The following is a 24,474-nucleotide window of genomic DNA, read 5'->3' as shown; positions in this document are numbered from 1 at the left end:
CGGCGCCATGATCGCCGGGAACTGGGCTCACGCGGTGATGCGATCGAGGACCAGTGGGAGCGGGTCGTCGTCGGTGTCGACGCCGATGGCTCCCTCGAGCGCCTCCAGCGCCCGCGGAATGCGGGCCGCATCGTCGGTCTGCAGCTCCAGCAGCGGCTGTCCGGCGGTCACGCGGTCGCCCACTCCGGCCGTCCAGACGACGCCGGCCGCCGCCGACACCGGGTCCTCCTTGCGCGCCCGGCCCGCGCCGAGCCGCCAGGCGGCCACGCCGAGCGAGTAGGCGTCGAGCCGGGTCAGCGTGCCGGTGGCGGGCGCGGGAACCACGTGGGTCTCGGTGGGCTGCGGCAGGGCGGCATCGGGGTCGCCGCCCTGCGCGGCGACCATCCGGCGCCAGACGTCCATGGCCCGGCCGTCGGCCAGCGCGTCGGCCGGGTCGACGTCGCCGCGCCCGGCACCGCGGAGCATCTCGCGGGCCAGTGCGAGGGTCAGCTCCACGACGTCGGCGGGCCCACCTCCCGCCAGCACCTCGACCGACTCGGCGACCTCGACCGCGTTGCCCGCCGAGCGGCCCAGGGGCCGGTCCATCGCTGTCACCAGGGCCACGGTCCGCACCCCGGCGGCCTCCCCGAGGCCGACCATCGTGCGGGCCAGTTCCCGGGAGAGCTCGGGATCCCTCATGAACGCCCCGGAGCCGGTCTTCACGTCGAGCACCAGCGCGTCGGCACCCTCGGCGATCTTCTTGCTCATGATCGAGCTGGCGATCAGCGGGATCGACTCCACGGTGCCGGTGACGTCGCGCAGCGCGTAGAGCTTCTTGTCCGCCGGTGCGAGGTCGTGGCCCGCGGCGCAGATGACCGCGCCGACCTCGCGCAGCTGGCGCAGATAGGCCTCCTCGTGCACGTCGGCCCGCCAGCCCGGGATCGACTCCAGCTTGTCCAGCGTGCCCCCGGTGTGCCCCAGCCCGCGGCCGGACAGCTGCGGCACCGCCACCCCGCAGGCGGCGACCAACGGCGCCAGCGGCAACGTGATCTTGTCGCCCACGCCGCCCGTGGAGTGCTTGTCGGCGGTCGGCCGTCCGAGCGAGGAGAGGTCCTTGCGCTCCCCGGAATCGATCATCGCCTGAGTCCAGACGGCGAGCTCGGCGGGTGACATCCCCCGGAAGAACACCGCCATGAGCAGCGCGCTCATCTGCTCGTCCGGAACCGTTCCGGCAGTGTAGGCGCCGATGATCCAGCGGATCTGCTCGGGAGAGAGCGGGACGCCGTCCCGCTTGGCCCGGATGACGTCGATGGCGTCGAACGCCGTCATGCCGGCGCCCGGCGACGTGCGGGGACCTCGAGGTCGTCGGGACCGAACGCGTCGGGCAGCACGTCCCGCATCGGCACGATGCCCAGCGACACCGTTTCGAGGAGCATGTCCGGGCCGCCGTGCTCCCACAGCAGCTGGCGGCAGCGGCCGCACGGCATCAGCGGCTGACCGTCCCCGCCGACGCAGGCCACGGCGACGAGGCGGCCGCCGCCGGTGCGCGCGAGGTCGCTCACCATGCCGCACTCGGCGCACAGACCGAGGCCGTAGGAGGCGTTCTCCACGTTGCAGCCGGTCACGAGGCGGCCGTCGTCGACGAGCCCGGCCACGCCGACGGGGAACTTGGAGTACGGCACGTAGGCATGGGTCATCGCCTCGCGCGCGGCCGCCCGCAGCGCGTCCCAGGCGGCGCCGTCCACCCGCCCCACCACCCCGTCGACCACTAGTGCTCTCCTCGTCGGTAGACCAGACCGTCCGCCTTCGGCATGCGCAGACGTTGGGACGCCAGCGACAGCACGAGCAGCGTCGTCAGGTGGGGGGTGAAGGAGACGATGCCGGGAGGCAGCTCCTCGATCATCAGGAAACCGGTCAGCGCGGCACCGGCGAAGGCCGCGGCCAGCACGGCCTGCACCGCGCGGCGGCGCACCCCCTGCCACACCGCGACCGCCGCGAGCAGCACGGCGACCAGGAGCAGCAGGGCGACGACGGCGGTGCGGCTGCGCAGCTGCAGGGCGTCGGCGAACCCGAAGAGCCCCGCGCCCGCGGCCAGGCCACCGGGACGCCAGTTGCCGAAGATCAGCGCCGCCAGGCCGATGAACCCGCGCCCGTTCGTCTGGTTCTCCCGGTAGATGCCGGCGATGAAGACGAGGAAGACCCCGCCCAGACCCGAGAGGGCACCGGAGATGATCACGGCGATGTACTTCATCCGGTACACGGGCACGCCGAGCGAGTCGGCGGCCGCCGGGTTCTCACCGCAGGACCGCAACCGCAGCCCGAACGCCGTCCGCCACAGCAGCAGGTAGGACGCCGGGACCAGCAGCACGGCCAGGATGGTCAGCACCCCGACCCCGCTGGTGACGCCGCGGAGCACCCCGGCGAGGTCGCTGACCAGGAACCAGTGCTGGCGCTCGAGGTCGCCGAGCAGGTCCGGGCCGGAGGACAGCACCGGCAGGGAGAGCTCGGGCGGGTTGCTCGACAGCGGCGGTGACTGGGTGACGCCGCCACCGGCGGGGTTGTCGCTGTAGAGCAGCTCGGACAGGAAGCGGACCAGGCCGGCGGCCAGGATGTTGATCGCGACGCCGGAGACGACGTGGTCGACGCCGAAGGTCACCGTGGCCAGCGCGTGCAGCAGCCCGCCGAGGGCACCGAAGAGGAGCCCGCCCAGCACGGCCGCTCCCCAGCCCCACTGGTAGCCGGCGAACCCGGCACCCCAGGTGCCCAGGATCATCATCCCGTCGAGGCCGATGTTGACCACGCCGGCCCGCTCGGAGAACAGGCCGCCGAGGGCGGCCAGGCCGATCGGGACGGCGAGCAGGAGCGCGGCCGACATCGTCGAGGACGACGTCAGCGCCGCCTCCCCGCTGATGACCCGGACCAGCGAGACCAGGACGAGGGCTCCGACGACGTACCAGGTGATCCGCCGCGCGCGGCCGCCGCCGGTCAGCAGGTCGGTGACCGGGCCGCGGCTCGTGCCCGGGACCGATGCCACGCTGCTCATGCCTGGGCCCCCCGCCCGTCGGTGTCGACCTGTCCGGCGCCGGCGGTGCGGCTGACCCCCGCACCGGTTCCTGCCGTCGGGCCGGACGGCCCATCCGCGTCCGAGATCTGGCCCGGTCCGGTGCCGCCGTCCCCGGCGGCCGGCCCGCCGGCCGGCGTGGCCGTGCCCCGCTCGGCCGAGCGCCGGGCGATCCGCCGCGCCACCTCGTTGGCGACGACGACGGCGAGCACGATCGTGCCCTGGATGATCGTGACCACCGAGGCCGGGAAGTTCTCGATCTGCAGGGGCACCAGCGCCCGGTCCAGGAAGGCGAACAGCAGGGCGCCCAGCGCGATGCCGACCGGCTTGTTGCGGCCCAGCAGGGCCACGGCGATGCCGAGGAAGCCCAGGCCGGCGGTGAAGTCGGTGGTGTACGAGTGGGTGGTGCCGAGCAGGTCCGGCAGGCCGATGAGGCCGGCGACCGCACCGGACAGCAGCATCGTCTTGACGACCATGCCGCGGGCGTCGACGCCGCTGGCGCTCGCGGCCGAGGGCGAGATGCCGCTGGCCTTCAGGTCGAACCCGAAGCGGGTCCGGTTGAGCAGCACGGCGATCACGACGCCGACGAGGATCGCGATCGGCAGGAAGCCGTACAGCTGCCGTGGGGGGTTCTCCAGACCGAGCACGTCGAAGAGGATGTTGAGCCCGCCCAGCTGCCCGGACTCGGGGATCTCCGCGGTGCTGATGATCGATGCACCCTCGGGACTTCCCCGGAACGGCCCGGTGAGCAGGTAGGACGCCAGCCCGAGGGCGACGAAGTTCAGCATGATCGAGCTGATGACCTCGCTCACCCCGCGGGTCACCTTGAGGACCGCCACGATCGACGCCCAGATCGCGCCCACCGCCATGGCGACGACGACGATCAGCAGCACGTGCAGCGGGCCGGGCAGCGCCACCGCCGCCCCGACGGCTGCGGCGATGATCGTGGCCAGGCGGTACTGACCCTCGACGCCGATGTTGAACAGCCCCATGCGGAAGGCGATCGCCACCGCCAGGCCGGCGAGGAACAGCGGGATCGCCCGGTTGACGATCACGACCAGGGCGGTGACCTGCTGCGCCGGGCTGTCCCCGAAGTCGACCATGACCTGGAAGACGCGCAGCGGGTCGACCTGGAGCGCGGCCATGACCGCTGAGGAGATGACGACGGCCACGGTGACCGCGAGCACCGGGGCGAGCAGGGCCGGGCCCAGCCGGCGGAGGGCGTTCACGCCGCACCCGCCGTGCCGTGGGCACCGGTCATGTGGCCGCCCAGGCCCTCGGGGGTCACCTGGGTCGGGTCCAGCGTGGCGACGAGGCGGCCGCGCAGCATCACGTGCAGGGTGTCCGACAGGCCGATCAGCTCGTCGAGGTCCGCGGAGATCAGCAGGATCCCCATCCCTTCGGTTCGGGCGTCCTTGAGCAGCTCCCAGATCGCCGCCTGTGCGCCCACGTCGACGCCGCGGGTGGGGTGCGCGGCGATGAGCAGGCGCGGGGCCGAGCTCATCTCGCGGCCGACGATCAGCTTCTGCTGGTTGCCGCCGGAGAGGGCGACCGCCAGCGCGTCCGGGCCCGGCGCGCGGACGTCGTACTCCCGCATGATCCGCTCGGTGTCCGCGCGAGCGGACCGGCGGTCGATGAACAGCCCCTTGGCCGCCGGCGGGCGGGTCTGGTGGCCGAGGATCCGGTTCTCCCAGAGGGTGCCCTCCAGGAGCATGCCCTGGCGGTGCCGGTCCTCGGGGATGAACCCGATCCCGGCCTCCCGCCGGGCACGGGTGCTCCAGTCGGTGATGTCGTGGGAGCCGAGCAGCACCGTGCCCGAGGACAGCGGGCGCAGGCCCATGACGGCGTCGACGAGCTCGGCCTGCCCGTTGCCCTCGACGCCGGCGATGCCGACCACCTCGCCCTCGCGGACGGTGAGCGAGACGCCGTCCACGACGGGCCGGCCGGTCGGCGACGCGACCGTGATGTCCTGCACCTGCAGCACCGGCGTCTCGCGCACGGTCGAGGTGCGGGTCTCGGGCGAGGGCAGCTCCGAGCCCACCATCATCTCGGCCAGCTGCCGGACCGTCGTCGTCCTCGGGTCGGCGCTGCCCACGGTGGTGCCGCGGCGGATGACGGTGATCGAGTCGGCGACCCGGCGGACCTCGTCGAGCTTGTGCGAGATGAAGATGACCGTGAGCCCCTCGCGCTTGAGCTCGGCGAGGTTGCCGAACAGCTCGTCGACCTCCTGCGGCACGAGGACGGCGGTCGGCTCGTCGAGGATCAGGGTCGTGGCACCGCGGTAGAGCACCTTGGCGATCTCGACCCGCTGCCGGTCGCCGATGCCGAGGTCCTCGACGAGCACGTCGGGGTCGAGACCGAGCGCGTACCGGTCCGAGATCTCCCCGATCCGGCGGCGGGCCTCGGCGCGGTCGAGCCGGCCGCCGCGGGTGGGCTCGCTGCCCAGGACGATGTTCTCCAGGACCGTGAAGTTGTCGGCCAGCATGAAGTGCTGGTGGACCATGCCGATCCCCGCGGCGATGGCATCGGCCGGGCTGCGGAAGTGGACCTCGCGCCCGTCGAGCAGGATCTGCCCCTCGTCGGGGCGGTGCATCCCGTACAGCGTCTTCATCAGCGTGGACTTGCCGGCACCGTTCTCGCCGACGATCGCGTGCACCTCTCCGCGGCGGACCCGCAGCTCGATGTCGCGGTTGGCGACGACACCGGGGAAGCGCTTGGTGATGCCGCGCAGCTCCACGGCGTAGGCCCCGCCGGCCTCCGCGGCCGGTGGCGCGCTGCCGCCGGTTGCTCCTGTTGCGGCCATGGTGGGCCTCTCCGTCGTGTGCTGCCACGGGTGTGCGGCGCACGTCTGCTGTCTGCACGGGCGACGGGGTCACCGTCGCGTCCGGGTGGCCCGGGACGGGCGCGACCACCGGGCGCGGCCGTTCGGGTTGGCCGCATGATGTCGCACCCCGACGCCGGTCCGGGAGGCCGGGTACCGCCTTCGAGGGGGAGCAGGCATGCGGCGCCCGCGGACCACGACGGCGGGCCCGGGCAGCCTGCCCGGACCCGCCGTCGGGGGTCGACCCGCGACGCGGACCCACCGGAGCGGGCCCGCGTCCGGCGTCACGGGGTCGTCGGGACCTGGATCTCGCCGTCGATGATCTGCTGGCGGTACTCGTCGATGTCGGCCTGGATGTCGTCGATGAACCCGCCGGTGGTGGCCAGGCCGACACCCTCGGACTCGAGGTCGTAGACCACGTCCGTGCCCCCCTCGACGTTGCCCTCGACGAAGCTGTCGATGAACGCCTGGACGGCGTTGTCGACACGCTTGAGCATCGAGGTCATGATCACGGCCTGCAGGGCCGGGTCGTCCACGGTCTGGTACTGGTCGGAGTCGACACCGATGGCCCGGCCGTTCGACGCGGCGGCCGCCTGGAAGACGCCCAGGCCCGACCCACCGGCGGCGTGGTAGACGATGTCCGCGCCGGCGTCGTACATGCCCTGGGCCAGGATCTGGCCGCGGGCGGGGTCGTTGAAGCCGGAGAAGTCACCGGCCGGCGAGATGTACTCGCGGGTGATGGTGATGTCCGGGTTGACGGCCTGGGCGCCCGCGACGTAGCCGGCCTCGAACTTCTGGATCAGCGGCGTCTCGACACCTCCGACGAACCCGACGTGGTCGGTCTCGGTCTTGAGGGCGGCGGCCACGCCCGCGAGGAAGGAACCCTCCTCCTCCGCGAAGTTGAGGCCGACGAGGTTGTCGACGCCGAACTCCTCGACCCGCACGTCGACGACGGCGAAGGTGGTGTCCGGGTACTGCTCGGCCACGTCACCGATGACTTCGCCGTAGGCGAAGCCGACGGCGATGACCGGGTTGTAGCCCTCGTCGGCGAGCTGGGTCAGCAGCTCGACCCGGTTGGAGGCGTCTGCGTTCGGGCTGAGGTCGCGGACCTCGCCGCCGTGCTCCTCGATCGCCGCCTCGACGCCGGCGATGGCCGAGTCGTTGAACGAGCGGTCGCCACGGCCACCGGTGTCGTAGGCGACACCGATCTTGAGGTCCTCGCTGCCGCCGCCGTTCCCGGTGGCGGTGCCGCCGCCCTCCTCGTCGCTGGCGCAGCCCGCGAGGGCCAGGGTGCCGGCCAGCAGCAGCCCCATGGCCTTGGCGCTGGCCTTCGTCATCCGCGCTCGGCGCAAGACGATCTCCTCTCTGGGGGGACGCGGGGGGAGTGCCGGAGCGCGTCCCGGTGGGTTCTCTTCGATCCTGCGGCGGCCCGCCGTGGGCGGGCGCGGAACACAGGACCTGCGCACGCTAACCGGGCGTCCGGCCAGGTCCCCAGGTCAGGGACGGACTGAGACGCGATCGTTGCGAACCGGCGCGCAGGCGTGAGCGGGCTCAGGCCTCCGCCCCCGCGGGCGGCGCGGGGCCTACCGTGCCTGGCCATGGAGCGACATCGGTGGCCGGCACGGTGGGCGACGACCGCCCTGGTGGGAACCGTGATCGCCCTGTCCGGGGCCTCCGCCGCTCTCGCCGAGGACGCCCGGCCGACGGTCGACCCGAGCGCGCCCACCCCGACTGCGCCCTACGCCGGCCGGCCGCCCCAGGGGTCGGCGCCCGACGGCCGGACGGTCGGCGGGGAGGCGCTCGACACGCGTGACGTCGTCGTCGCCGACGGCGCTCCGGCACTGCCGGAGGGTCTCGCGGCGAACGGCTGGCTGGTGGCCGACGCCGTCACCGGCGACGTCCTCGCCGCGCGGGACCCGCACGGCCGCTACTACCCGGCCAGCACCCTCAAGACGCTGACCCTGCTGACGCTGGTCCCCCTGCTGGACCCGGCCACCGTGGTGGAGGGGACGGTCGAGGACGAGAACATGGAGGGCAGCCGCGTCGGCCTGGTGCAGGGCGGCCGGTACCCGGTGTCCCTGCTGTTCCAGGCGCTGATCCTGCAGTCGGGCAACGACGCCGCCAACGCCCTGGCCCGGACGGCGGGCGGCGTGGCGGTCACGGTGGCCGCGATGAACGAGACCGCCGAGGACCTGGGCGCCTACGACACCGTGGCGGGGACGCCGTCGGGGCTCGACGTCGCCGGACAGTCCTCGTCGCCCTACGACCTGGCGCTGATCTTCCGCGCCCTGCTCGCCGATCCCGTGGCCGCCGCGGTGCTCACCACGCCGGTGGCGGACATGCCGCCGGTCGAGGGGCGCTCCCCCGGCTACCAGATCCAGAACCAGAACCCGCTGGCCGGCACCCCCGGCAACCTGGGCGGGAAGACCGGCTTCACCGACGCCGCCCGGCACACCTTCGTGACCGCCGCCGAGCGGAACGGCCGCCGGCTGGTGGTCAGCGTGATGGACACCGAGAACGTGCCGCTGCGGGCGGCCGACCAGGCCCGGCTGCTGCTCGACTGGGGGTTCGCCGTCCCGCCCGGCGTCGACGGCGTCGGCCGGCTGATCCAGCCGTCGGAGGCGGCCACCTTCGCCAGGGCGAGCTCGGCTCCCGCGACGCCGACACCGGAGCGGACGGCCGCGCCACGCCGGCAGGACGACGTGGGCGCCACCCGGGTGGCCCCGGGTGGGTTCCCCGCGGTTCCCGCGGCGCTGGCCGCCGGCGCGGCCGTCATCGTGACGGCGACGCTGGTCGGCCGCCGGCGAGCGAGGCGTCCGGCAGTCCGTGCTCCGGCGCGTCCGGCGGCGGAGGGGTCGCCGCCTCGATCCGCCGGAGGGTCGCCGTCCACGCGGCCGTGAAGAAGGCCAAGCGGAACACGACGTTGATCCAGACCAGGATGCCCACCGCGCCCCCGAACGCCGACGCGGTGACGCTCCCGGAGATGAGGGACAGGTACAGGCTGCCGATCAGTTTCATCGCCTCGAACCCGGCTGCCCCGAACAACGCCCCGGCGAGCAGCAGCCGCAGGGGATGGGAGGTGGAGGGCACGACCCGCAGCAACCACAGGAAGACCAGGACGTCGGTGCACAGGGCCAGGACGATCCCGACGACCGTGGTGAGCAGGAACAGTCCCGGGACGTCCTCCAGCCCCAGCAGGTCCAGCACCCAGGCCGTCGCGCGGGTGGTCATGCCGGTCAGCCCGAGGCTGAGCAGTCCGACGGCACCGAGCAGGAAGAGCGCCACGAGGTCCTGGAGGTTGTCCCGGAGGAACTCCGGCTCGTCGGCCCGGCCCTTCCAGATGCGCTCCATGCCGATGCGCAACTTGTCCATGGTGCGCAGGCCGGCGTACAGGAAGCCGACCACCCCGATGACCCCCACGAAGCCGGCGGAGCTCACCGCCCCCCGGAGCTCAGCGACGATCTGCCGGCCCGTCCCACCCGGGAACGTCTCCCTGATGGCGGCGTAGAGCTCCTCCTGCAGCAGCGTGTTGCCTGCGAGCACCAGGCCGATGACCGAGGCCACCACCAGCAGGACGGGGAAGAGGCCCAGGAACGCGAAGTAGGTGACCCCGGCGGCCATGAGGTCCCCCTGGGTGCGCCGGTACCGGCCTCCGGCGCGGGCCAGGTGGTCGAACCAGGGGAACCGTCGGCGCTGCGCGGCGATGGCATCCTCGGCCCGGGCGTAGGCCCGGCTCCAGAACGGCTCCCGGGAACGGGCCGGTCGCGACGGCCCCGGGGCGGCGGAACTCACCGCACGAGTCTGGTGCCTGACCACCGTCGGCGCGCTACGGCCCCGTCCACGGCACCGCCGCGAGCCGGCGAGCAGGAAGGACCCCTCGTCCTCGCACGCTCGGGGCGAGCTCCGGGCCGCGCCCTCTACCGGATGGGCGGGCCGGTCAGCGGGTACTCGCGGGCGACCGCCCACGCCCCTCCGGGGAGCTGCTCGAACTCGGTGAAGGCGGTCACCCGGAACTCCGCCGACAGGTCGGACAGGCCGGTGTAGGCCAGCTCGAGCATGTCCTCGGGGACGTCGTGGGCCACGGTCACGTGCGGGTGGTACGGGAAGGACAGCGAGCGGGCGAGGGGTCCGCGGCGGACGTCGTTGGACAGCAGCTCGCAGTTGCCGATCCCCCGGGCGACGGCGACGAACACGACGTCGGACACCGGCCGGAAGGTGCCGGTGCCCGACAGGTGCATGTCGAAGGGCGGATGACAGCGGGCCACCTCCGCGAGGTGCTCGCTGATCTGCGCCCGGTCCGCGACGGCCACCTCCGTCGGCGGCAGCAGCGTGACGTGCGGCGGCACCAGGCTGGCCTGGGGGTCGCCGACCTTGGACCGCCAGTCCACCAGCAACTGGGCCCACGGCTCCGGGATGGCGACGACGACGCCCAGGACGGCGGTGTCCGCCGAGGACGGGAGGCGCGTCACGAAGGTGTCGTCGTTCATCGCCACACACCTGCCGCCGGCGGGAGGAAGCCGGTTCGCTCGTACGCATCGGCGACGGTCGAGGCGGCGACCTCGCGGGCCCGCTGCGCGCCCCCGGCGAGGATCCGCTCCAGCTCGGCCCGGTCGTCCAGGAGCTCCTGGGTCCGCGCCCGCACGGGGGTGACGAAGTCGGTGACCACCTCGGCGAGCTCCTTCTTCAGATCGCCGTAGCCGCGACCGGCGAAGTGCTCCTCCAGCTCGGCGACGCTGCGGCCGGACAGCGCGCTGTGGATGGTCAGCAGGTTCGTGACGCCGGGCTTGTTCCGGGCGTCGGCGACGATCTCCCGGCCGGTGTCGGTGACCGCCGAACGAATCTTCTTCGCCGTCACGTTCGGCTCGTCGAGGAGGAACACGCACCCGGCCGGCGGCAGGCTCTTGCTCATCTTCTTGTCGGGGGACTGCAGGTCGAGGACCTTCGCCGCGCCCGGCGGGATGAGCGCGCTCGGCACGGTGAACGTCTCGCCGAACCGGCCGTTGAAGCGCACCGCGAGGTCCCGGGTGAGCTCCAGGTGCTGGCGCTGGTCCTCACCCACGGGCACCTGCTCGGCCTGGTAGACGAGGATGTCGGCCGCCTGCAGGACCGGGTAGGTGAACAGCCCCACCGTGGCACCGGCCGTGCCCTCCCGCTGGCTCTTGTCCTTGAACTGCGTCATGCGGCTGGCTTCGCCGAAGCCGGTCAGGCACTCCAGGACCCAGGACAGCTGCAGGTGCTCGGGCACGTGGCTCTGCACGAAGAGGGTGCTGCGGCCCGGATCGACGCCGAGCGCGAGGAGCTGGGCCGCCGAGACGAGTGTGTTGCGCCGCAGCTCGGCGGGGTCCTGCGGCAGGGTGATCGCGTGCAGGTCCACCACGCAGTAGAACGCCTCGGCCGAGTCCTGCAGCGCCACCCACTGGCGCAAGGCACCGAGGTAGTTGCCGAGGTGGAAGGAGCCCGCCGTCGGCTGGATGCCTGAGAGGACACGGGGAAGAGGCACGTCGGCCATCAAACCAGCCGCGGGGCCCCGCGTTCCGGCCTCCCCCGTACCGGACCCGTTCAGGCGACCGGCGAGGCGGCCCGCACCTCGTCCAGCGCCGCCAGGAACACGTCGTCCTCCTCGGGCGTGCCGACGGTGACCCGCACGCCCTCCCCGGGGAAGGGGCGCGTGATCACGGCGCGGGCCTCGAGGGCCGCGGCGAGGCCCGCGGCCTCCTGCCCCAGGGCCAGCCACACGAAGTTGGCCTGGCTGTCGCCGACGTCGAGGCCTCGGTCGCGGAGTGCGGCGGTGAGCCGCTCCCGCTCGGCGACGACGGCGGCGCAGCGGTTGCGCACCTCCTCCTCGCTCGCCAGTGCCGCGACCGCCGCGGCCTGGGCGAGCATGGACACGCTGAACGGGACGTGGGTCTTGCGCACCGCCTCCGCCACGCCGGGGTCCTCGGCGACCAGGTAGCCGACGCGGAGGCCGGCCAGCCCCCACGCCTTGGAGAAGGTGCGCAGGACGGCGACGTTGGGGCGGCCGCGCATCAGTTCCATGCCGTCGGGCACGTCGGGATCGGTCACGAACTCGCGGTAGGCCTCGTCGAGGACGACGAGGGCGTGCTCCGGGACGGCGTCGAGGAACCGTTGGAGCTCACCCAGGCGCACCGCCGTCCCGGTGGGGTTGTTGGGGTTGCAGACGAACACCAACCGGGTGCTGTCGTCGATCGCGGCCAGCAGCCCGTCGAGATCGTGGGTGTCGGCCGGGCCGCCCGGGCGGCCGGGCACCAGGGGCACCTGGAGGGCGCGGGCCCCGGCGACCTGGGCGAGCAGCGGGTACATCTCGAAGGAGCGCCAGGCGAACGCGATGCTGGTGCCCGGGTCGTTGTAGGCCTGGGCCAGCTCCTGGCAGAGGGTGACCGCGCCGCACCCGGTGGCGATCTGCGCGGGGTCGACGCCGTAGCGGTCGGCCAGCGCGCGGGTGAGGACGACGGCGCCGTTGTCGGGGTACCGGTTGGTCTCGGCCGCCGCGGCCGCCAGGGCCTGCACGACCGCGGGCAGGGGCGGGAAGGCGACCTCGTTGCTGGCCAGCTTCACCGCCCGCTCGACGCCGATCTCACGGGCGAGGTCGGCGGGGTTGCGACCGGGCTTGTAGGCCGGCAAGGACCGTACGACGGGACGTGGGCTGACCACGGAACTCTGCCTCCTGACCGGGCGCGCCCGTGGTGTCGTACCACGGTGCCGCCGTACCTAGGCTGACCGGCATGCGCCTACTCGTCGCCGGTGGAGCCGGCTACATCGGCAGCGTAGTGACGGCTGCCCTGCTGGCCGACGGCCACGAGGTGACGGTGCTCGACGACCTGTCGACCGGCCACGCCGACGCCGTCCCCTCCGGAGCGAGCCTGGCGGCGGTGTCACTGCACGACTCGGCGCCCGTGCTGGCCGACGTCCGACCCGAGGCGGTGCTGCACTTCGCGGCGCGGAGCCTCGTCGGCGCCTCGCAGCAGCAGCCCGAGGACTACTGGCACACCAACGTGGGCGGCTCCCTCGCGCTGCTGGAGGCGATGCGCGCGGCCGGCTGCCGCCGCATCGTGTTCTCCTCCACCGCGGCCACCTACGGCGAGCCGGACCAGGTGCCCATCCGCGAGGACGCCCCCACCCGGCCGACCAACACCTACGGGGCCACCAAGCTCGCCGTCGACCACATGCTGACCTCCTACGCCGTCGCGTACGGGTTCGCCGCGGTGAGCCTGCGGTACTTCAACGTCGCCGGGGCCGCCTACGGCCTCGGCGAGCGGCACGCGACGGAGACGCACCTGATCCCGATCGCGCTGCAGGTGGCGGCCGGGCAGCGGGAGTCGCTCACCGTGTACGGCGACGACTACCCGACGCCCGACGGCACCTGCATCCGCGACTACGTGCACGTCGAGGACCTCGCGGACGCGCACCTGCTCGCCCTGCCGGCGCCCTCCGAGGGCGAGCACCGGATCTACAACCTGGGCAACGGCCGGGGCTTTTCGGTGCAGGAGGTGGTCGATGCCGTCCGCGAGGTCACCGGGCACGAGCTGCCCGTCGTCGTGGGCGACCGTCGGCCGGGCGACCCGGCGCAGCTCGTCGCCTCGAGCGACCGGATCCGGGAGGACCTGGGCTGGGCCCCGAAGCACACCGATCTCGCCGGCATCGTGCGCGACGCCTGGGAGCTGAAGGACCGCTCTGCCCCCCACCACTCGTAAGCTCGCGGCGGGCCCCTGCAGAGAGGCCGTTAGCCGGCGGCCTCGCCGCTGGTCGCCTCCTCGTCCGCAGGCTTCGGCGGGGCGCTGACCAGCAGACGGGCGATCCGCCGCCCGTCGAGCTCCACGACCGAGAGCGTCCAGCCCTCCACCTCGACGGTGTCGCCGACCTCCGGCAGGCGGCCGAGCTCGGCCAGGACGTAGCCGGCGACGGTCTCGTAGGGCCCCTCGGGCAGCTCGAGGCCGGTGGCCACCGTGAAGTCGTCGAGGTTGAGCAGGCCGTCCACCTCCCGGGGGCCGCCGGGCGGCTCCTTGCCGTCGGGGGCCACCTCCTCGTCGTACTCGTCGTAGATCTCCCCGATGACCTCCTCGATCAGGTCCTCGAGCGTGACGATCCCGTCAGTGCCGCCGTACTCGTCCACGACGATCGCGAGGTGCTGGTTCTCCCGCCGCATCTCGCTGAGCGCGGTGAGGACCCCGGCGGTGCCCGGAAGCCGCTTCACCTCTCGCGCGAGGTCCCCCACGGTCGCGGCCCGGCCGGCCGGGTGGTTGGGCAGGAACAGGTCACGGACGTGCACGAAACCGACGACGTCGTCCTGGTCGCTGCCGGACACCGGGAAACGCGACCAGTTCGAGTCGGCCACCTGCTTGGCCGCCCGGCTGGCCGTCATGGAGGCCTCCAGGAACGCGACCTCGGTGCGGGGGGTCATCACCTCGCGGACCTCCCGCTCGCCGGCGCGGAAGACCTCGTCGATGAGCCGGCGCTCGTCGCTGCTGAGCGACTCGTGCGCGGCCACGAGGTCGCGCAGCTCCTCCTGGCTTATCGACTCGCCGCTGACCCTGGGGTCGCCGCCGAGCAGCCGGACGAGCAGGTTGGTCGACTTCGACAGCAGCCAGATGACCGGACGGGAGAGCTTGGCGATCGCGTTGAGCGGAGCGGCCACGAGCAACGAGAAGCCCTCGGCCCGCTGGAGGGCCAGCCGCTTGGGGGTCAGCTCTCCCACGACCAGCGACAGGTAGCTGATGGCGATCGTGACGAGCACCAGCGCGAGGGTGTCGGCGAGACCCGCGGACAGCAGCCCCCGGGCGACCATCCAGTCGGCGAAAGGCTGGGACAGCGTGCTGGCACCGAAGGCGGCGGAGAAGAACCCGGCGAGCGTGACGCCCACCTGGACGGCGGCGAGGAACCGGTTGGGGTCGCTGAGCAGCCGCTGGACGGCCTGGCCGCGCCGGCCGTGCTCGGCCATCGCCCTGACCTGACCCTCGCGGAGGGAGACCAGCGCGATCTCCGCGCCGGAGAAGACGCCGCCGATCAGGACGAAGGCGACGACCATGACGATGTTGAGCCAGACGTCGCTCACCGGCGGCGTGCTCCTCGGGTGGTTTCGGTGGTGCTATCTGGGGTCGGGCACCTCCATGGTGCCTGGTCGCCGGTTTGGCGCGAGCGGTCCGGGCGCGGCGGGGTCGCCGGCCGGGGGACGACGTGCCGGAACTGTGACGAATTCCTCGGGGACTGTCGGTCACGGCGTCCATACGGTTAGTCTCGGTCCGGTAACGAATCGTGATCTACGCCCACGTGAGGTCTTCTGTGCACCACGCCCCTGCGGGTCCTCCGCTGTCCGTCCGCCTCGCCGGGGCGCTGAGCCGCTGGACCCTGCTCGGCCGCAGAACCGCCGGACACCGCAGTGGTCGGCTGGCCCTCGGCGTGCTGGTGAGCACCGTGGTCACCGCCCTCGTGCTCGCCGTGCCCGTGGTGGCCGGCACCGGCGCCTCGCCGTCGTCCGGGGCCGCATTCGTGATCGGCCCCGACGGGCGGCCGCTGTCGTCCGAGGCGTTCGCGGGACTGACGTCGGCCGCGACGTACTCCTCCGCCACCGGGGAGTCCTCCGCCGCGGCGTCGGTGACCCGGTCCTCGACCGCCCGGGGGACGGCGACGACCGAGCCGTCGGCCAGCGGGTCGCTGCCTGCCGGCACCGAGGTCCCGGCCCCTGCGCCCGCGCCGGCACCGGCACCGGCACCGGCACCCGCCCCGGAGCCGGCCGCGGCCGAGACCGCTGCCGGCTCGGCCGCCACCACCCCGAAGGCTCCCGCACCCGCCCCGGCGCCGGCCCCCGCTCCCGCCCCCGTCGCGCCGGCCCAGGGCGGACCCGAGGGGCAGGTCCTCGCCCTCGTGAACGCCGAGCGGGCCGCCGCCGGCTGTGCTGCGGTCGCCGCCGACGACGCGCTCGCCGCCGTGGCGCGGGCGCACAGCGAGGACATGCGGGACAGGGGCTTCTTCGACCACGTGAACCCCGACGGGCTGGACCCCTTCGACCGGGCCGAGCGGGCGGGCATCACCGCGCGGGCCGAGAACATCGCCGCCGGCCAGCAGGACGCCGCCGAAGTCATGACCGCCTGGATGAACAGCCCCGGTCACCGGGCCAACATCCTGAACTGCAGCCTGACCCGCCTGGGCACCGGGATCGCGTCCGGCTCGGGCGGCCCCTGGTGGACCCAGCTCTTCGCCTGACCCCTCTCCGGGTGATCATGACCGCTTCAGCGGGGTCTCGATCCGCTCGAGGCCCCGCTGGACCGGTGGTGATCACCCCGCGATCGCGGCTGCGATCCGGCGGACGAGCCGCTCCGGATCCCGCAGGTCCGCAGCGGTCACGAAGATCACGCGCCACCCGGCGGCCGTGAGCCGGTTCAGCCGTCGACGGTCCCTCGCGAACTGTCGGGGCTCGGCGTGCCAGGCGCCGTCGTACTCGATGGCCACCTTGCGATCGGGGTAGGCGAAGTCGAGACGCGCGACGAAGCCCTCCTCGTCGAAGACCCGGTGCTGAGCCGTCGGCGCGGGCAGGCCCGCGCGCAGCAGCAGAAGCCGGAGGCGGGTCTCCTGCGGCGACTCCGCGAGCCCGTCGGCGAGGTCGGCCACCTCACGCGCCAGACGGCTGCCACGGCAGCGTGGGAGCGCGATGACCGCGTCCCGCACGTCCAGCAGCTGGACGACGCCGGCGGCCACGAGACGGTCCAGCAGGACGACGCCGTCGTCCACCTGCCCCCGGCGGACGAGATCGACCGCGGTCCGCACCCGCGACGTCCGCGGGAGCGCGCGCTGCGGCCGGACGACGTCACCGTCGAGCCACGCCGTCCGCACCGCCACGCCGGGGGACGGCCGCCAGCGCACGCCGGGCGGGACCACGACCTCCACCGGGTCGTCACGGCCGGCGAACCCGTCACCGCCCCAGAGCGCCGCGGCCGTCAGTCCGCCGAAGACCGCCTCGGGCGGGGTGAGGAGGTGGACGCCGACGGCGTGGACCAGGTGCGTCACCTCCAACCGCGCGTCCGCGTAGACATCACGCCTCAGGCGCCGCCATGCGGAGCTGCGGAGCTGGTCCTGCGTGAGGATCCCCCGTCGCACGGCCCAGGTCCCTCGGAACACCTTGCCGTGCAGCCGTTGGGGACGACGGGGCGGCACGGGCACCCGCGGAGCGTGCCCGACGGCGACCCACCGGCGCGGTCGCCGTCCACAAGCATGATCAGCACCACCCCACCGGGCTCTGAGCAGCAGGGAGGGCCCGGTGCAGTGGCGCTGATCATCCCCGGAACGCGCGACGGCCCCCTCACCCGGCGCGGGTGAGGGGGCCGTCGGAGCTCAGGCCGCCCTGCAGGGGCCCGCCGCGAGCGTGCGAGCGGTGGGGGGCAGGGGGGTCCTTCTTCAGGCCAGTGCTCAGGCCAGTGCTCAGGCCAGTGCTCAGGCCATCGCCTTCTGGAGGTTGGTGTCGATGGCCGCCAGGAAGTCCTGGGTGTTCAGCCACGGCTGGTCCTTGGAGATCAGCAACGCCAGGTCCTTGGTCATCTGACCGCTCTCGACGGTGTCGATGCAGACCTTCTCCAGCGTCTCGGCGAAGCGGGTCACCTCGGGGGTGTTGTCCAGCTTGCCGCGGTGGGCCAGACCCCGCGTCCAGGCGAAGATCGACGCGATCGGGTTGGTCGAGGTCTGCTCGCCGCGCTGGTGCTGGCGGTAGTGGCGGGTGACGGTGCCGTGCGCGGCCTCCGCCTCGACCGTGCGGCCGTCGGGGCTCATGAGCACCGACGTCATCAGGCCGAGCGAGCCGAAGCCCTGGGCCACGGTGTCCGACTGCACGTCACCGTCGTAGTTCTTGCAGGCCCAGACGTAGCCGCCCTCCCACTTGAGGGACGCCGCGACCATGTCGTCGATCAGCCGGTGCTCGTAGGTGATGCCGGCAGCCGCGAACTTGTCCTTGAACTCGGTGTCGAAGACCTCCTGGAAGAGGTCCTTGAACCGGCCGTCGTAGGCCTTGAGGATCGTGTTCTTGGTGGACAGGTAGACCGGGTACTCACGGTTGAGCCCGTAGTTCATCGAGGCGCGCGCGAAGTCGCGGATCGAGTCGTCGAGGTTGTACATCGCCATGGCCACGCCGCCGCCGGGCGACTGGAACACCTCGTGCTCGATCGGCTCGCCGCCGTCCTTCGGCGTGAAGGTGATCGTCAGCGTGCCCTCGCCGGGGAACCGGAAGTCGGTCGCGCGGTACTGGTCACCGAAGGCGTGACGGCCGACGACGATCGGCTTGGTCCAGCCCGGCACCAGCCGCGGCACGTTGGACATGATGATCGGCTCGCGGAAGATGACGCCGCCGAGGATGTTGCGGATCGTCCCGTTCGGGGACCGCCACATCTTCTTCAGGCCGAACTCCTCGACCCGCGCCTCGTCCGGCGTGATCGTGGCGCACTTGACCCCGACGCCGTGCTTCTTGATGGCGTTGGCCGCGTCGATGGTGATCTGGTCGTCGGTCGCGTCGCGCGACTCGATGCCCAGGTCGTAGTACTCCAGGTTGACGTCGAGGTACGGGAGGATCAGCTGGTCCTTGATGAACTGCCAGATGATCCGGGTCATCTCGTCGCCGTCGAGCTCGACGACGGTGCCCTCGACCTTGATCTTTGCCACGTGCAGGTCCCTCTCTACATGCTCCGAGCCGAGTCGGCTCAGAGGTCGGCAATCACAAATCCGCGACGTCAGCCTGCTTGGCGCGCACTGCCTCGGCCGCTTCACGCAGCCCGGTCAGCTCGCTCTCGGTCAGGTCGCCCTCGACGACCTTCCGCACCCCCTCACGGCCGATCTCGGCCTCGACGCCCAGGTAGACGCCACTGATCCCGTACTCGCCGTCGACCCACGCGCACACCGGCATGACGGCGCCGGAGTCCTCCATCACCGCGCGCGCCATGCGGGCTGCGGCCGCCGACGGGGCGTAGTACGCCGATCCGGTCTTCAGCAGCGCGACCACCTCGGCGCCGCCGTTGCGGGTGCGGTCGACCAGGTGGTCGATGCGGTCCTGCGCGAGCACGTCGGAGAGCGGCTTGCCGTCGACGGTGCAGCGGGAGGGCACCGGAACCATGGTGTCGCCGTGCGAGCCGAGGGTCAGCGTCCGGACGGAGCTCACCGGGACGCCGAGCTCCTCGGCCACGTTGTTGGTGAAGCGCGCGGTGTCGAGCATGCCGGCCTGGCCCATCACGCGGTTCTTGGGGAACCCGGTGGCCAGCTGCGCCAGCGCGGTCATCTCGTCCAGCGGGTTGGAGACGACGATGACCACCGCGTCGGGCGAGGTCTGCGCGATGTTCTCGGCGACCGACCGCACGATCTTGGCGTTGGTCTCGATGAGGTCCATGCGGCTCATCCCCGGCTTGCGCGGGAGGCCGGCGGTGATGACGACGACGTCGGAGTTCTCGGTGCCCTCGTAGGAGCCACCCCCGACGCCGACGACCCTGGTCTCGAACCCCTCGATGGGCCGCGACTGGTTCATGTCCAGCGCGAGGCCCTCGGGCTTGCCCTCGACGATGTCGGTGAGGACGACGGTCTCGAAGATGTCGTACTCCGCGAGACGCAGTGCAGTGGTGGAGCCGTAGAAACCGGCACCGACGACGGTGACCTTGCCGTTCCTGGACTTCTCTGCCATGGCCAGGAACCTATCGCTGAGTCGTCCGTACCGCCCGCGCGGGGGAGGCCCCGCTGCAGGGGCCCGCCGCGAGCCTGCGAGCGGTGGGGGGGCAGCGGGGTCCTTCCTCACGGGGAGGGGATGGTCAACGCGATCACGGTCAGGGCGAGGCCGGCACCGGTCAGCAGGACGACGTCCGTGGGCCGGCTCCGGACCGCGAGGAACCCCACCCGCCGTACCGGCAGGAGCAGCCGGAGCACTCCCGCGACGACCAGCGTCAGGCCGATGACGACGAGCCCGCGGCGCCAGTGGTCGAACGTCACCAGCAGCAGCCCGGTACCGACCGTGACCAGCACCGCCAGCAGCGGCAGCTGCCGCAGCAGGCCGGCCAGGAAGGGACGCCGGACGTAGAGCGGCGGGCGCGTCACACGTCCTCCTCGCCGGCGCTCGTCGGCCCCGTGCCGCGGGCTGCTCTGCCTCTGCGTGACCTCGCGAGCTCGGTCACGCGTCCTCCTCGCCGGCGCTCGTCGGCCCCGTGCCCAGTGCCCTGCCTCCGCGTGACCTCCCGAGCTCGGTCACGTCAGGCCGACAGCACCTCGAGCGCCGCCGCCTGCTCGGCGGCGAGGACGACGTTCTGCAGCAGCATGGCCCGGGTCATGGGTCCGACCCCGCCCGGGTTGGGCGCCACGTGCCCGGCCACGTCGAGGACGTCGAGGGCGACATCGCCGGCGATCTTCCCGTCCACGCGGCTCACGCCCACGTCGAGCACGGCGGCGCCCCGTTTCACCATCTCGGCGGTGATCAGTCCCGGGACACCGGCCGCGGCGACCACGACGTCGGCGGAGCGGACGTGCGCGGCCAGGTCGCGGGTTCCGGTGTGGCACAGGGTGACGGTGGCGTTCTCGGTCCTGCGCGTCAGCAGCAGCCCCAGCGGCCGGCCCACCGTGATCCCCCGGCCGACGACGACGACCTCGGCTCCGGCGATCGGGACCTCGTACCGGCGGAGCAGCTCGACGATGCCGACCGGCGTGCACGGCAGCGGACCCGGCACGTTCAGCACGAGGCGGCCGAGGTTCACCGGGTGGAGGCCGTCGGCGTCCTTGGCCGGGTCCATCGCCTCGAGGACCGTGCTCTCCTCGATGCCCTTCGGCAGGGGCAGCTGGACGATGTAGCCGGTGCACGCCGGGTCGGCGTTCAGCTCCGCCACGACGGCGAGCACGTCCGCCTCGGTGGCGGTCGCCGGGAGCTCGCGCTGGATGCTGGCGATGCCGACCTGGGCGCAGTCGGAGTGCTTGGCGTTGACGTACCAGCGGCTGCCGGGGTCGTCACCGACGAGCAGGGTCCCGAGCCCCGGTCGGTGGCCGGCGGCGGCCAGGGCCGCCACCCGCTCGGTCAGCTCGCCGCGGATCGCCGCCGCGGTCGCCTTGCCGTCGAGGATCGTCGCGGGCACCCCGACAGTGTGCCCGAGAGACCCCCGCGGGCGGCCGGTCGGTCCTAGGCTCCGCCAAGGAGGCACGCCGATGACCGAACGCGACCCCGTCCGCCCCGACACCTCGTCCCACGCAGGCTCCGTCGCTCCGGCCGCGGGCACGCCGGGCGCGTCCACCGAGACCGCGCCCGACTACTCGACCCGGCCGGTCGCCTTCCGTGGTCCCGAGAGCCTCGGCGGCCTGCTGCTGCTCCTGGCCGGCATCGCGGCGGCGATCAGCCTCCTGCTGCGCTGGGTGGACGGCTCCGACGTCACCGGCTGGGGCCTCGTGCGAGCGGGTTTCGAGACCCCCGACGACCTCTACGACCAGGGCCTCTGGCAGCCGATGGCGATCATCCTCGGCGGCGGGCTGCTGTTCGTCCTCGGGCTGCTGATGTGGCTGCCGGCACGCACGCACCGGACGCTGGGGGTCCTCGCGCTGCTCGTCAGCGTGGTGGCCACGGCCGGCGTCCTGGTGCCCCTGGCCGACGACGGCTGGGACCTCGGCACCTACGATGTCGGCTTCTGGCTCGGCATGGCCGTGCCGGCTCTGGGTCTGCTCGGCGCGCTCAAGGCCATGCTGACCGGCCCCAGGCTGGCGACCCGGCCCCCGCAGTACTGAGCGGAGACCCCGGAGCCGCCGCTCAGTCGGCGACGCGGGCCCCGTGGGCGCGGGCGAACTGGACGGCGTGGGTGAGATCGATCCGCACGCCGGTCAGCTCGAACGCCCGCCAGTTGACCCCGTCCATCGACGCGCCGCGCAGGTCGGCACCACGCAGCTTCGTCGACTGCAGCCGGGCCCGGTCGAGATCGGCACCGGTCAGGTCCGCCTCCCGCAGGTCCGCGTCGGTGAGGTCGGCCTCCCGGAAGCGCTGGCCGGAGAGGTCGAGACCCGACAGGTCCGCCCCGCGCAGCGCGACGTAGCTCCAGTCGCAGTCGGTCGCGGTCATCGGCCGCAGCCGCGCGCCGGGGAACTGGGAGCCGGTCAGCTTGCACCCGTCCCAGGTGACGTCGACGAGCCTGGCCCGGTCGAACCGGCAGGACAGGAACGCCGAGCCCAGGTGCCGGGCGCCGGCCATCCGCACACCCGTCAGGACGCACTGGTCGAACACGCAGCGCCGGGTGACCAGCTCCTCCAGCCCGGCGTCGTCGAACCGGCAGCGGGTGAAGGTCACGCCGTCCAGCTCCGCGCCCCACCAGTCGACCCGCGCGAGGTCCGCCCCCTCGACCTCGGCACCGGCCTCCGGCGGCCCGACGTGCGGCCGCGGCCCCGTCCCGGTTCGCCTCAATGTGCGAAGTGCCGCGTGCCGGTCAGGTACAGCGGCACACCAGCGGCGGCCGCCGCGGCGACCACTTCCTCGTCCCGCACCGATCCGCCCGGCTGGACGACGGCCCGCACGCCGGCCTCGAGCAGCACCTGCAGCCCGTCGGCGAACGGGAAGAAGGCGTCCGATGCCCCGACCGACCCCGCGGCCCGCTCCCCCGCCCGGGACACCGCCAGCCGGGCGGCGTCCACCCGGTTGACTTGGCCCATGCCGACGCCCACCGTGGCCCGGTCGTGCGCCAGCAGGATGGCGTTGCTCTTGACCGCCCGCACCGCGCGCCAGGCGAAGACCAGGTCGTCGAGTCCGGCGGCATCCAGCGGCTCGCCGGTGGCCAGGGTCCACGTCGTCGGGTCGTCGCCCGGGGCGTCCAGGCGGTCCTTGACCTGCAGGAGCAGGCCACCGCTGATCGGCCGCATCTCCGCGCCCGGCCCGGGCAGGTGCGGCAGCCGCAGCAGCCGGATGTTCTTCTTCCCCGTCAGCACGGCGACGGCGTCGTCGGTGTAGGACGGCGCGACGACGACCTCCGTGAACACCTCGGCCACCTGCTCGGCCATGGTCAGGTCGACCTCGCGGTTGGCCGCGATCACCCCGCCGAAGGCCGAGATCGGGTCGCAGGCGTGGGCCTTGCGGTGCGCGGATGCGATGTCGGCGCCGACCGCGATCCCGCACGGGTTGGCGTGCTTGATGATCGCCACGCAGGGATCGGCGTGGTCGTGCGCCGCCCGCCAGGCCGCGTCGGTGTCGACGTAGTTGTTGTAGGACATCTCCTTGCCGTGCAGCTGCTCGGCGTGCGCGAGGCCGGATTGCCAGCTGCGGTAGAGCGCGGCGTCCTGGTGCGGGTTCTCGCCGTACCGGAGGACGTCGGCCCGCTCCCAGCTGGCCCCCACCCAGGCCGGGAAACCGCTGTCGTCGTCCGGCGCCAGCACGTTGCCCATCCACGAGGCGACGGCGATGTCGTAGGTCGCGGTGTGCCGGAAGGCGGCGGCGGCCAGCTTCTGCCGCTCGGCGAGGGTGAAGCCGCCGCCGGCCACGGCCTCGAGGACGTCGTCGTACCGCGCCGGGTCGACGACGACGGCGACCGACGGGTGGTTCTTCGCCGCGGCGCGCACCATCGCCGGACCGCCGATGTCGATCTGCTCGACGCACTCGTCCGGGGTCGCCCCCGAGGCGACGGTCTCGGTGAAGGGGTACAGGTTCACCACGACCAGGTCGAACGCGGCGATGCCGAGGTCGTCGAGCTGAGCGACGTGCTCGGGCCTGCGGCGGTCGGCCAGGATCCCCGCGTGGACCGCGGGGTGCAGGGTCTTCACCCGGCCGTCCAGGCACTCGGGGAAGCCCGTGACCTGCTCCACCGGCGTCACCGGGATGCCGGCGTCGGCGATGCGGCGGGCGGTCGCGCCGGTGCTCACCAGTTCCACGCCGGCCGCGGCGAGGCCGGCGGCCAGCTCCTCCACGCCGGTCTTGTCGTAGACGCCCAGGAGGGCGCGACGGATGGGGCTGCGGTCGCTCATCGGGAGGTCTTCCTCGTCGAATCCGGGGTGACGAGCTGCGCCACCGTCTCCACCAGGAGCTCGCGCTCCACGTCCTTGATCCGCTCGTGCAGCGTCGCCTCGTCGTCACCGGGGCGCACGGGGACCTCGCGCTGGGCGATGACCGGGCCGGTGTCCAGCCCGGCGTCGATCAGGTGCACCGTCGCGCCGGTCACCGTCACCCCGGCGGCCAGGGCGTCCCGGACGGCGTGCGCACCGGGGAAGGCGGGCAGCAGGGCCGGATGGGTGTTCACCAGCCGCCCCCCGAAGGCGGCCAGCACGGCGGGTCCGACCAGCTTCATGAACCCCGCGGAGACGACGAGATCGGGCTCGTACCGGGCCAGGGCGTCGGCGAGGGCGCGGTCCCAGGCGGACCGGTCGGCATGGTCTGCCAGGGCGCAGGTGAAGGTCGGGATGCCACGGCGGCGGGCGTGCTCGAGACCGTCGGCGACCCGGTCGCTGCCCACCACCACCACCTCGGCCGGGTAGCCCGGTCGCTCGGTCGCGGCCAGCAGCGCCGCGCACAGCGAGCCGGTGCCGGACAGGAGCACGGCGACACGGGCCCGGCGGGCGGGCTCGGTTTCGGGCACGCCCACGACCCTATAAGGGCCCCCGGAAGGACCCCGTCCTCCCACCGCTCGCAGGCTCG

At 73.2% G+C, this 24,474-nt stretch carries 22 protein-coding genes and 1 pseudogene; 4 read left to right on the top strand and 19 right to left on the bottom strand.

The genetic code is table 11. The annotated features are described in order from the left end of the window. Positions 1–27 precede the first annotated feature (27 nt). The 6 genes from ACFSHS_RS01775 to ACFSHS_RS01750 all read right to left on the bottom strand — a co-directional run bounded on the left by ACFSHS_RS01775 (position 28) and on the right by ACFSHS_RS01750 (position 7,198). Complete coding sequence (locus ACFSHS_RS01775) at positions 28–1,308, bottom strand: thymidine phosphorylase (protein ID WP_376870985.1); 1,281 nt, start codon at positions 1,306–1,308, stop codon at positions 28–30. After that, positions 1,305–1,748 (bottom strand): cytidine deaminase, encoded by a 444-nt coding sequence (locus ACFSHS_RS01770; protein WP_376870983.1) that lies wholly within the window; start codon positions 1,746–1,748, stop codon positions 1,305–1,307. The genes ACFSHS_RS01775 and ACFSHS_RS01770 overlap by 4 nt, the downstream gene beginning before the upstream one ends. Next, positions 1,748–3,022, bottom strand: coding sequence for an ABC transporter permease (locus ACFSHS_RS01765; protein WP_376870981.1), 1,275 nt, complete (start codon positions 3,020–3,022; stop codon positions 1,748–1,750). The genes ACFSHS_RS01770 and ACFSHS_RS01765 overlap by 1 nt, the downstream gene beginning before the upstream one ends. Beyond that, positions 3,019–4,269, bottom strand: a complete 1,251-nt coding sequence (locus ACFSHS_RS01760) for an ABC transporter permease (RefSeq protein ID WP_376870978.1) — start codon at positions 4,267–4,269, stop codon at positions 3,019–3,021. The genes ACFSHS_RS01765 and ACFSHS_RS01760 overlap by 4 nt, the downstream gene beginning before the upstream one ends. Next, entirely contained in the window at positions 4,266–5,843 is a 1,578-nt protein-coding gene (locus ACFSHS_RS01755; RefSeq protein ID WP_376870976.1) for an ABC transporter ATP-binding protein, read from the bottom strand. The genes ACFSHS_RS01760 and ACFSHS_RS01755 overlap by 4 nt, the downstream gene beginning before the upstream one ends. 302 nt (positions 5,844–6,145) lie before the next feature. Next, entirely contained in the window at positions 6,146–7,198 is a 1,053-nt protein-coding gene (locus tag ACFSHS_RS01750; RefSeq protein WP_376870973.1) for a BMP family lipoprotein, read from the bottom strand. A 261-nt stretch (positions 7,199–7,459) separates the two neighbouring features. Here ACFSHS_RS01750 and ACFSHS_RS01745 point away from each other — a divergent pair, with 261 nt between their 5' ends. Further along, complete coding sequence (locus ACFSHS_RS01745) at positions 7,460–8,761, top strand: D-alanyl-D-alanine carboxypeptidase family protein (RefSeq protein ID WP_376870971.1); 1,302 nt, start codon at positions 7,460–7,462, stop codon at positions 8,759–8,761. Between the two features lie 31 nt (positions 8,762–8,792). Here ACFSHS_RS01745 and ACFSHS_RS01740 read toward each other — a convergent pair. From ACFSHS_RS01740 to hisC, 4 genes and pseudogenes are all read right to left on the bottom strand, one after another. Continuing rightward, positions 8,793–9,482 (bottom strand): annotated as a pseudogene (locus ACFSHS_RS01740) (YihY/virulence factor BrkB family protein); the annotation flags it as partial. Between the two features lie 296 nt (positions 9,483–9,778). Further along, entirely contained in the window at positions 9,779–10,348 is a 570-nt protein-coding gene (locus ACFSHS_RS01735) for a 2'-5' RNA ligase family protein (protein WP_376870968.1), read from the bottom strand. Beyond that, complete coding sequence (gene trpS / locus ACFSHS_RS01730) at positions 10,345–11,370, bottom strand: tryptophan--tRNA ligase (protein ID WP_376870965.1); 1,026 nt, start codon at positions 11,368–11,370, stop codon at positions 10,345–10,347. Before trpS ends, ACFSHS_RS01735 begins: the two co-directional genes overlap by 4 nt. A 50-nt stretch (positions 11,371–11,420) precedes the next feature. Continuing rightward, positions 11,421–12,533 carry a histidinol-phosphate transaminase gene (hisC, locus tag ACFSHS_RS01725; protein WP_376870963.1) on the bottom strand — a complete coding sequence of 371 codons (1,113 nt, stop codon included), beginning with the start codon at positions 12,531–12,533 and terminating at the stop codon, positions 11,421–11,423. 71 nt (positions 12,534–12,604) lie between these two features. Between hisC and galE the strand changes: the two genes are divergently transcribed. Continuing rightward, positions 12,605–13,573 (top strand): UDP-glucose 4-epimerase GalE, encoded by a 969-nt coding sequence (gene galE, locus ACFSHS_RS01720; RefSeq protein ID WP_376870960.1) that lies wholly within the window; start codon positions 12,605–12,607, stop codon positions 13,571–13,573. Positions 13,574–13,602: 29 nt separating this feature from the next. Here the strand turns inward: galE and ACFSHS_RS01715 are convergent, their stop codons facing one another. Further along, positions 13,603–14,931: a hemolysin family protein gene (locus ACFSHS_RS01715; RefSeq protein ID WP_376870958.1), complete on the bottom strand. Its 1,329-nt coding sequence runs from the start codon at positions 14,929–14,931 to the stop codon at positions 13,603–13,605. A gap of 215 nt (positions 14,932–15,146) precedes the next feature. On the opposite strand from ACFSHS_RS01715, the gene ACFSHS_RS01710 reads away from it, so the two are divergent. Beyond that, complete coding sequence (locus tag ACFSHS_RS01710) at positions 15,147–16,079, top strand: CAP domain-containing protein (protein WP_376870956.1); 933 nt, start codon at positions 15,147–15,149, stop codon at positions 16,077–16,079. A 72-nt stretch (positions 16,080–16,151) separates the two neighbouring features. Here the strand turns inward: ACFSHS_RS01710 and ACFSHS_RS01705 are convergent, their stop codons facing one another. The 5 genes from ACFSHS_RS01705 to ACFSHS_RS01685 form a co-directional block, all read right to left on the bottom strand. Continuing rightward, positions 16,152–17,033, bottom strand: coding sequence for an endonuclease domain-containing protein (locus ACFSHS_RS01705; protein WP_376870954.1), 882 nt, complete (start codon positions 17,031–17,033; stop codon positions 16,152–16,154). A gap of 270 nt (positions 17,034–17,303) precedes the next feature. Then, on the bottom strand, positions 17,304–18,518 hold the full coding sequence (locus ACFSHS_RS01700; protein WP_376870952.1) for an NADP-dependent isocitrate dehydrogenase: 1,215 nt from the start codon (positions 18,516–18,518) through the stop codon (positions 17,304–17,306). Positions 18,519–18,570: 52 nt separating this feature from the next. After that, positions 18,571–19,524 carry a malate dehydrogenase gene (gene mdh, locus ACFSHS_RS01695; protein ID WP_376870950.1) on the bottom strand — a complete coding sequence of 318 codons (954 nt, stop codon included), beginning with the start codon at positions 19,522–19,524 and terminating at the stop codon, positions 18,571–18,573. 107 nt (positions 19,525–19,631) lie between these two features. Beyond that, a complete protein-coding gene (locus ACFSHS_RS01690) occupies positions 19,632–19,931 on the bottom strand; it encodes a DUF3017 domain-containing protein (protein WP_376870948.1) in 300 nt (99 codons plus the stop codon). A 152-nt stretch (positions 19,932–20,083) separates the two neighbouring features. Further along, positions 20,084–20,953 (bottom strand): bifunctional methylenetetrahydrofolate dehydrogenase/methenyltetrahydrofolate cyclohydrolase, encoded by an 870-nt coding sequence (locus ACFSHS_RS01685; protein WP_376870945.1) that lies wholly within the window; start codon positions 20,951–20,953, stop codon positions 20,084–20,086. A 70-nt stretch (positions 20,954–21,023) separates the two neighbouring features. Here ACFSHS_RS01685 and ACFSHS_RS01680 point away from each other — a divergent pair, with 70 nt between their 5' ends. Further along, positions 21,024–21,593: a hypothetical protein gene (locus ACFSHS_RS01680; RefSeq protein ID WP_376870943.1), complete on the top strand. Its 570-nt coding sequence runs from the start codon at positions 21,024–21,026 to the stop codon at positions 21,591–21,593. A 22-nt stretch (positions 21,594–21,615) separates the two neighbouring features. Here the strand turns inward: ACFSHS_RS01680 and ACFSHS_RS01675 are convergent, their stop codons facing one another. Genes ACFSHS_RS01675 through purN form a run of 3 tightly spaced genes read right to left on the bottom strand, consistent with a single transcriptional unit; the run spans position 21,616 to position 24,415 of the window. Further along, complete coding sequence (locus ACFSHS_RS01675) at positions 21,616–22,260, bottom strand: pentapeptide repeat-containing protein (RefSeq protein ID WP_376870941.1); 645 nt, start codon at positions 22,258–22,260, stop codon at positions 21,616–21,618. Next, complete coding sequence (gene purH / locus ACFSHS_RS01670; RefSeq protein WP_376870938.1) at positions 22,257–23,807, bottom strand: bifunctional phosphoribosylaminoimidazolecarboxamide formyltransferase/IMP cyclohydrolase; 1,551 nt, start codon at positions 23,805–23,807, stop codon at positions 22,257–22,259. Before purH ends, ACFSHS_RS01675 begins: the two co-directional genes overlap by 4 nt. After that, positions 23,804–24,415 carry a phosphoribosylglycinamide formyltransferase gene (purN, locus tag ACFSHS_RS01665; protein WP_376870935.1) on the bottom strand — a complete coding sequence of 204 codons (612 nt, stop codon included), beginning with the start codon at positions 24,413–24,415 and terminating at the stop codon, positions 23,804–23,806. The genes purH and purN overlap by 4 nt, the downstream gene beginning before the upstream one ends. Positions 24,416–24,474: the final 59 nt, after the last annotated feature.

The sequence above is a fragment of the Blastococcus deserti genome (genome assembly GCF_042682525.1).
GTDB lineage: Bacteria > Actinomycetota > Actinomycetes > Mycobacteriales > Geodermatophilaceae > Blastococcus_B > Blastococcus_B deserti.
This window is presented reverse-complemented; position numbering and strand designations above follow the sequence as displayed.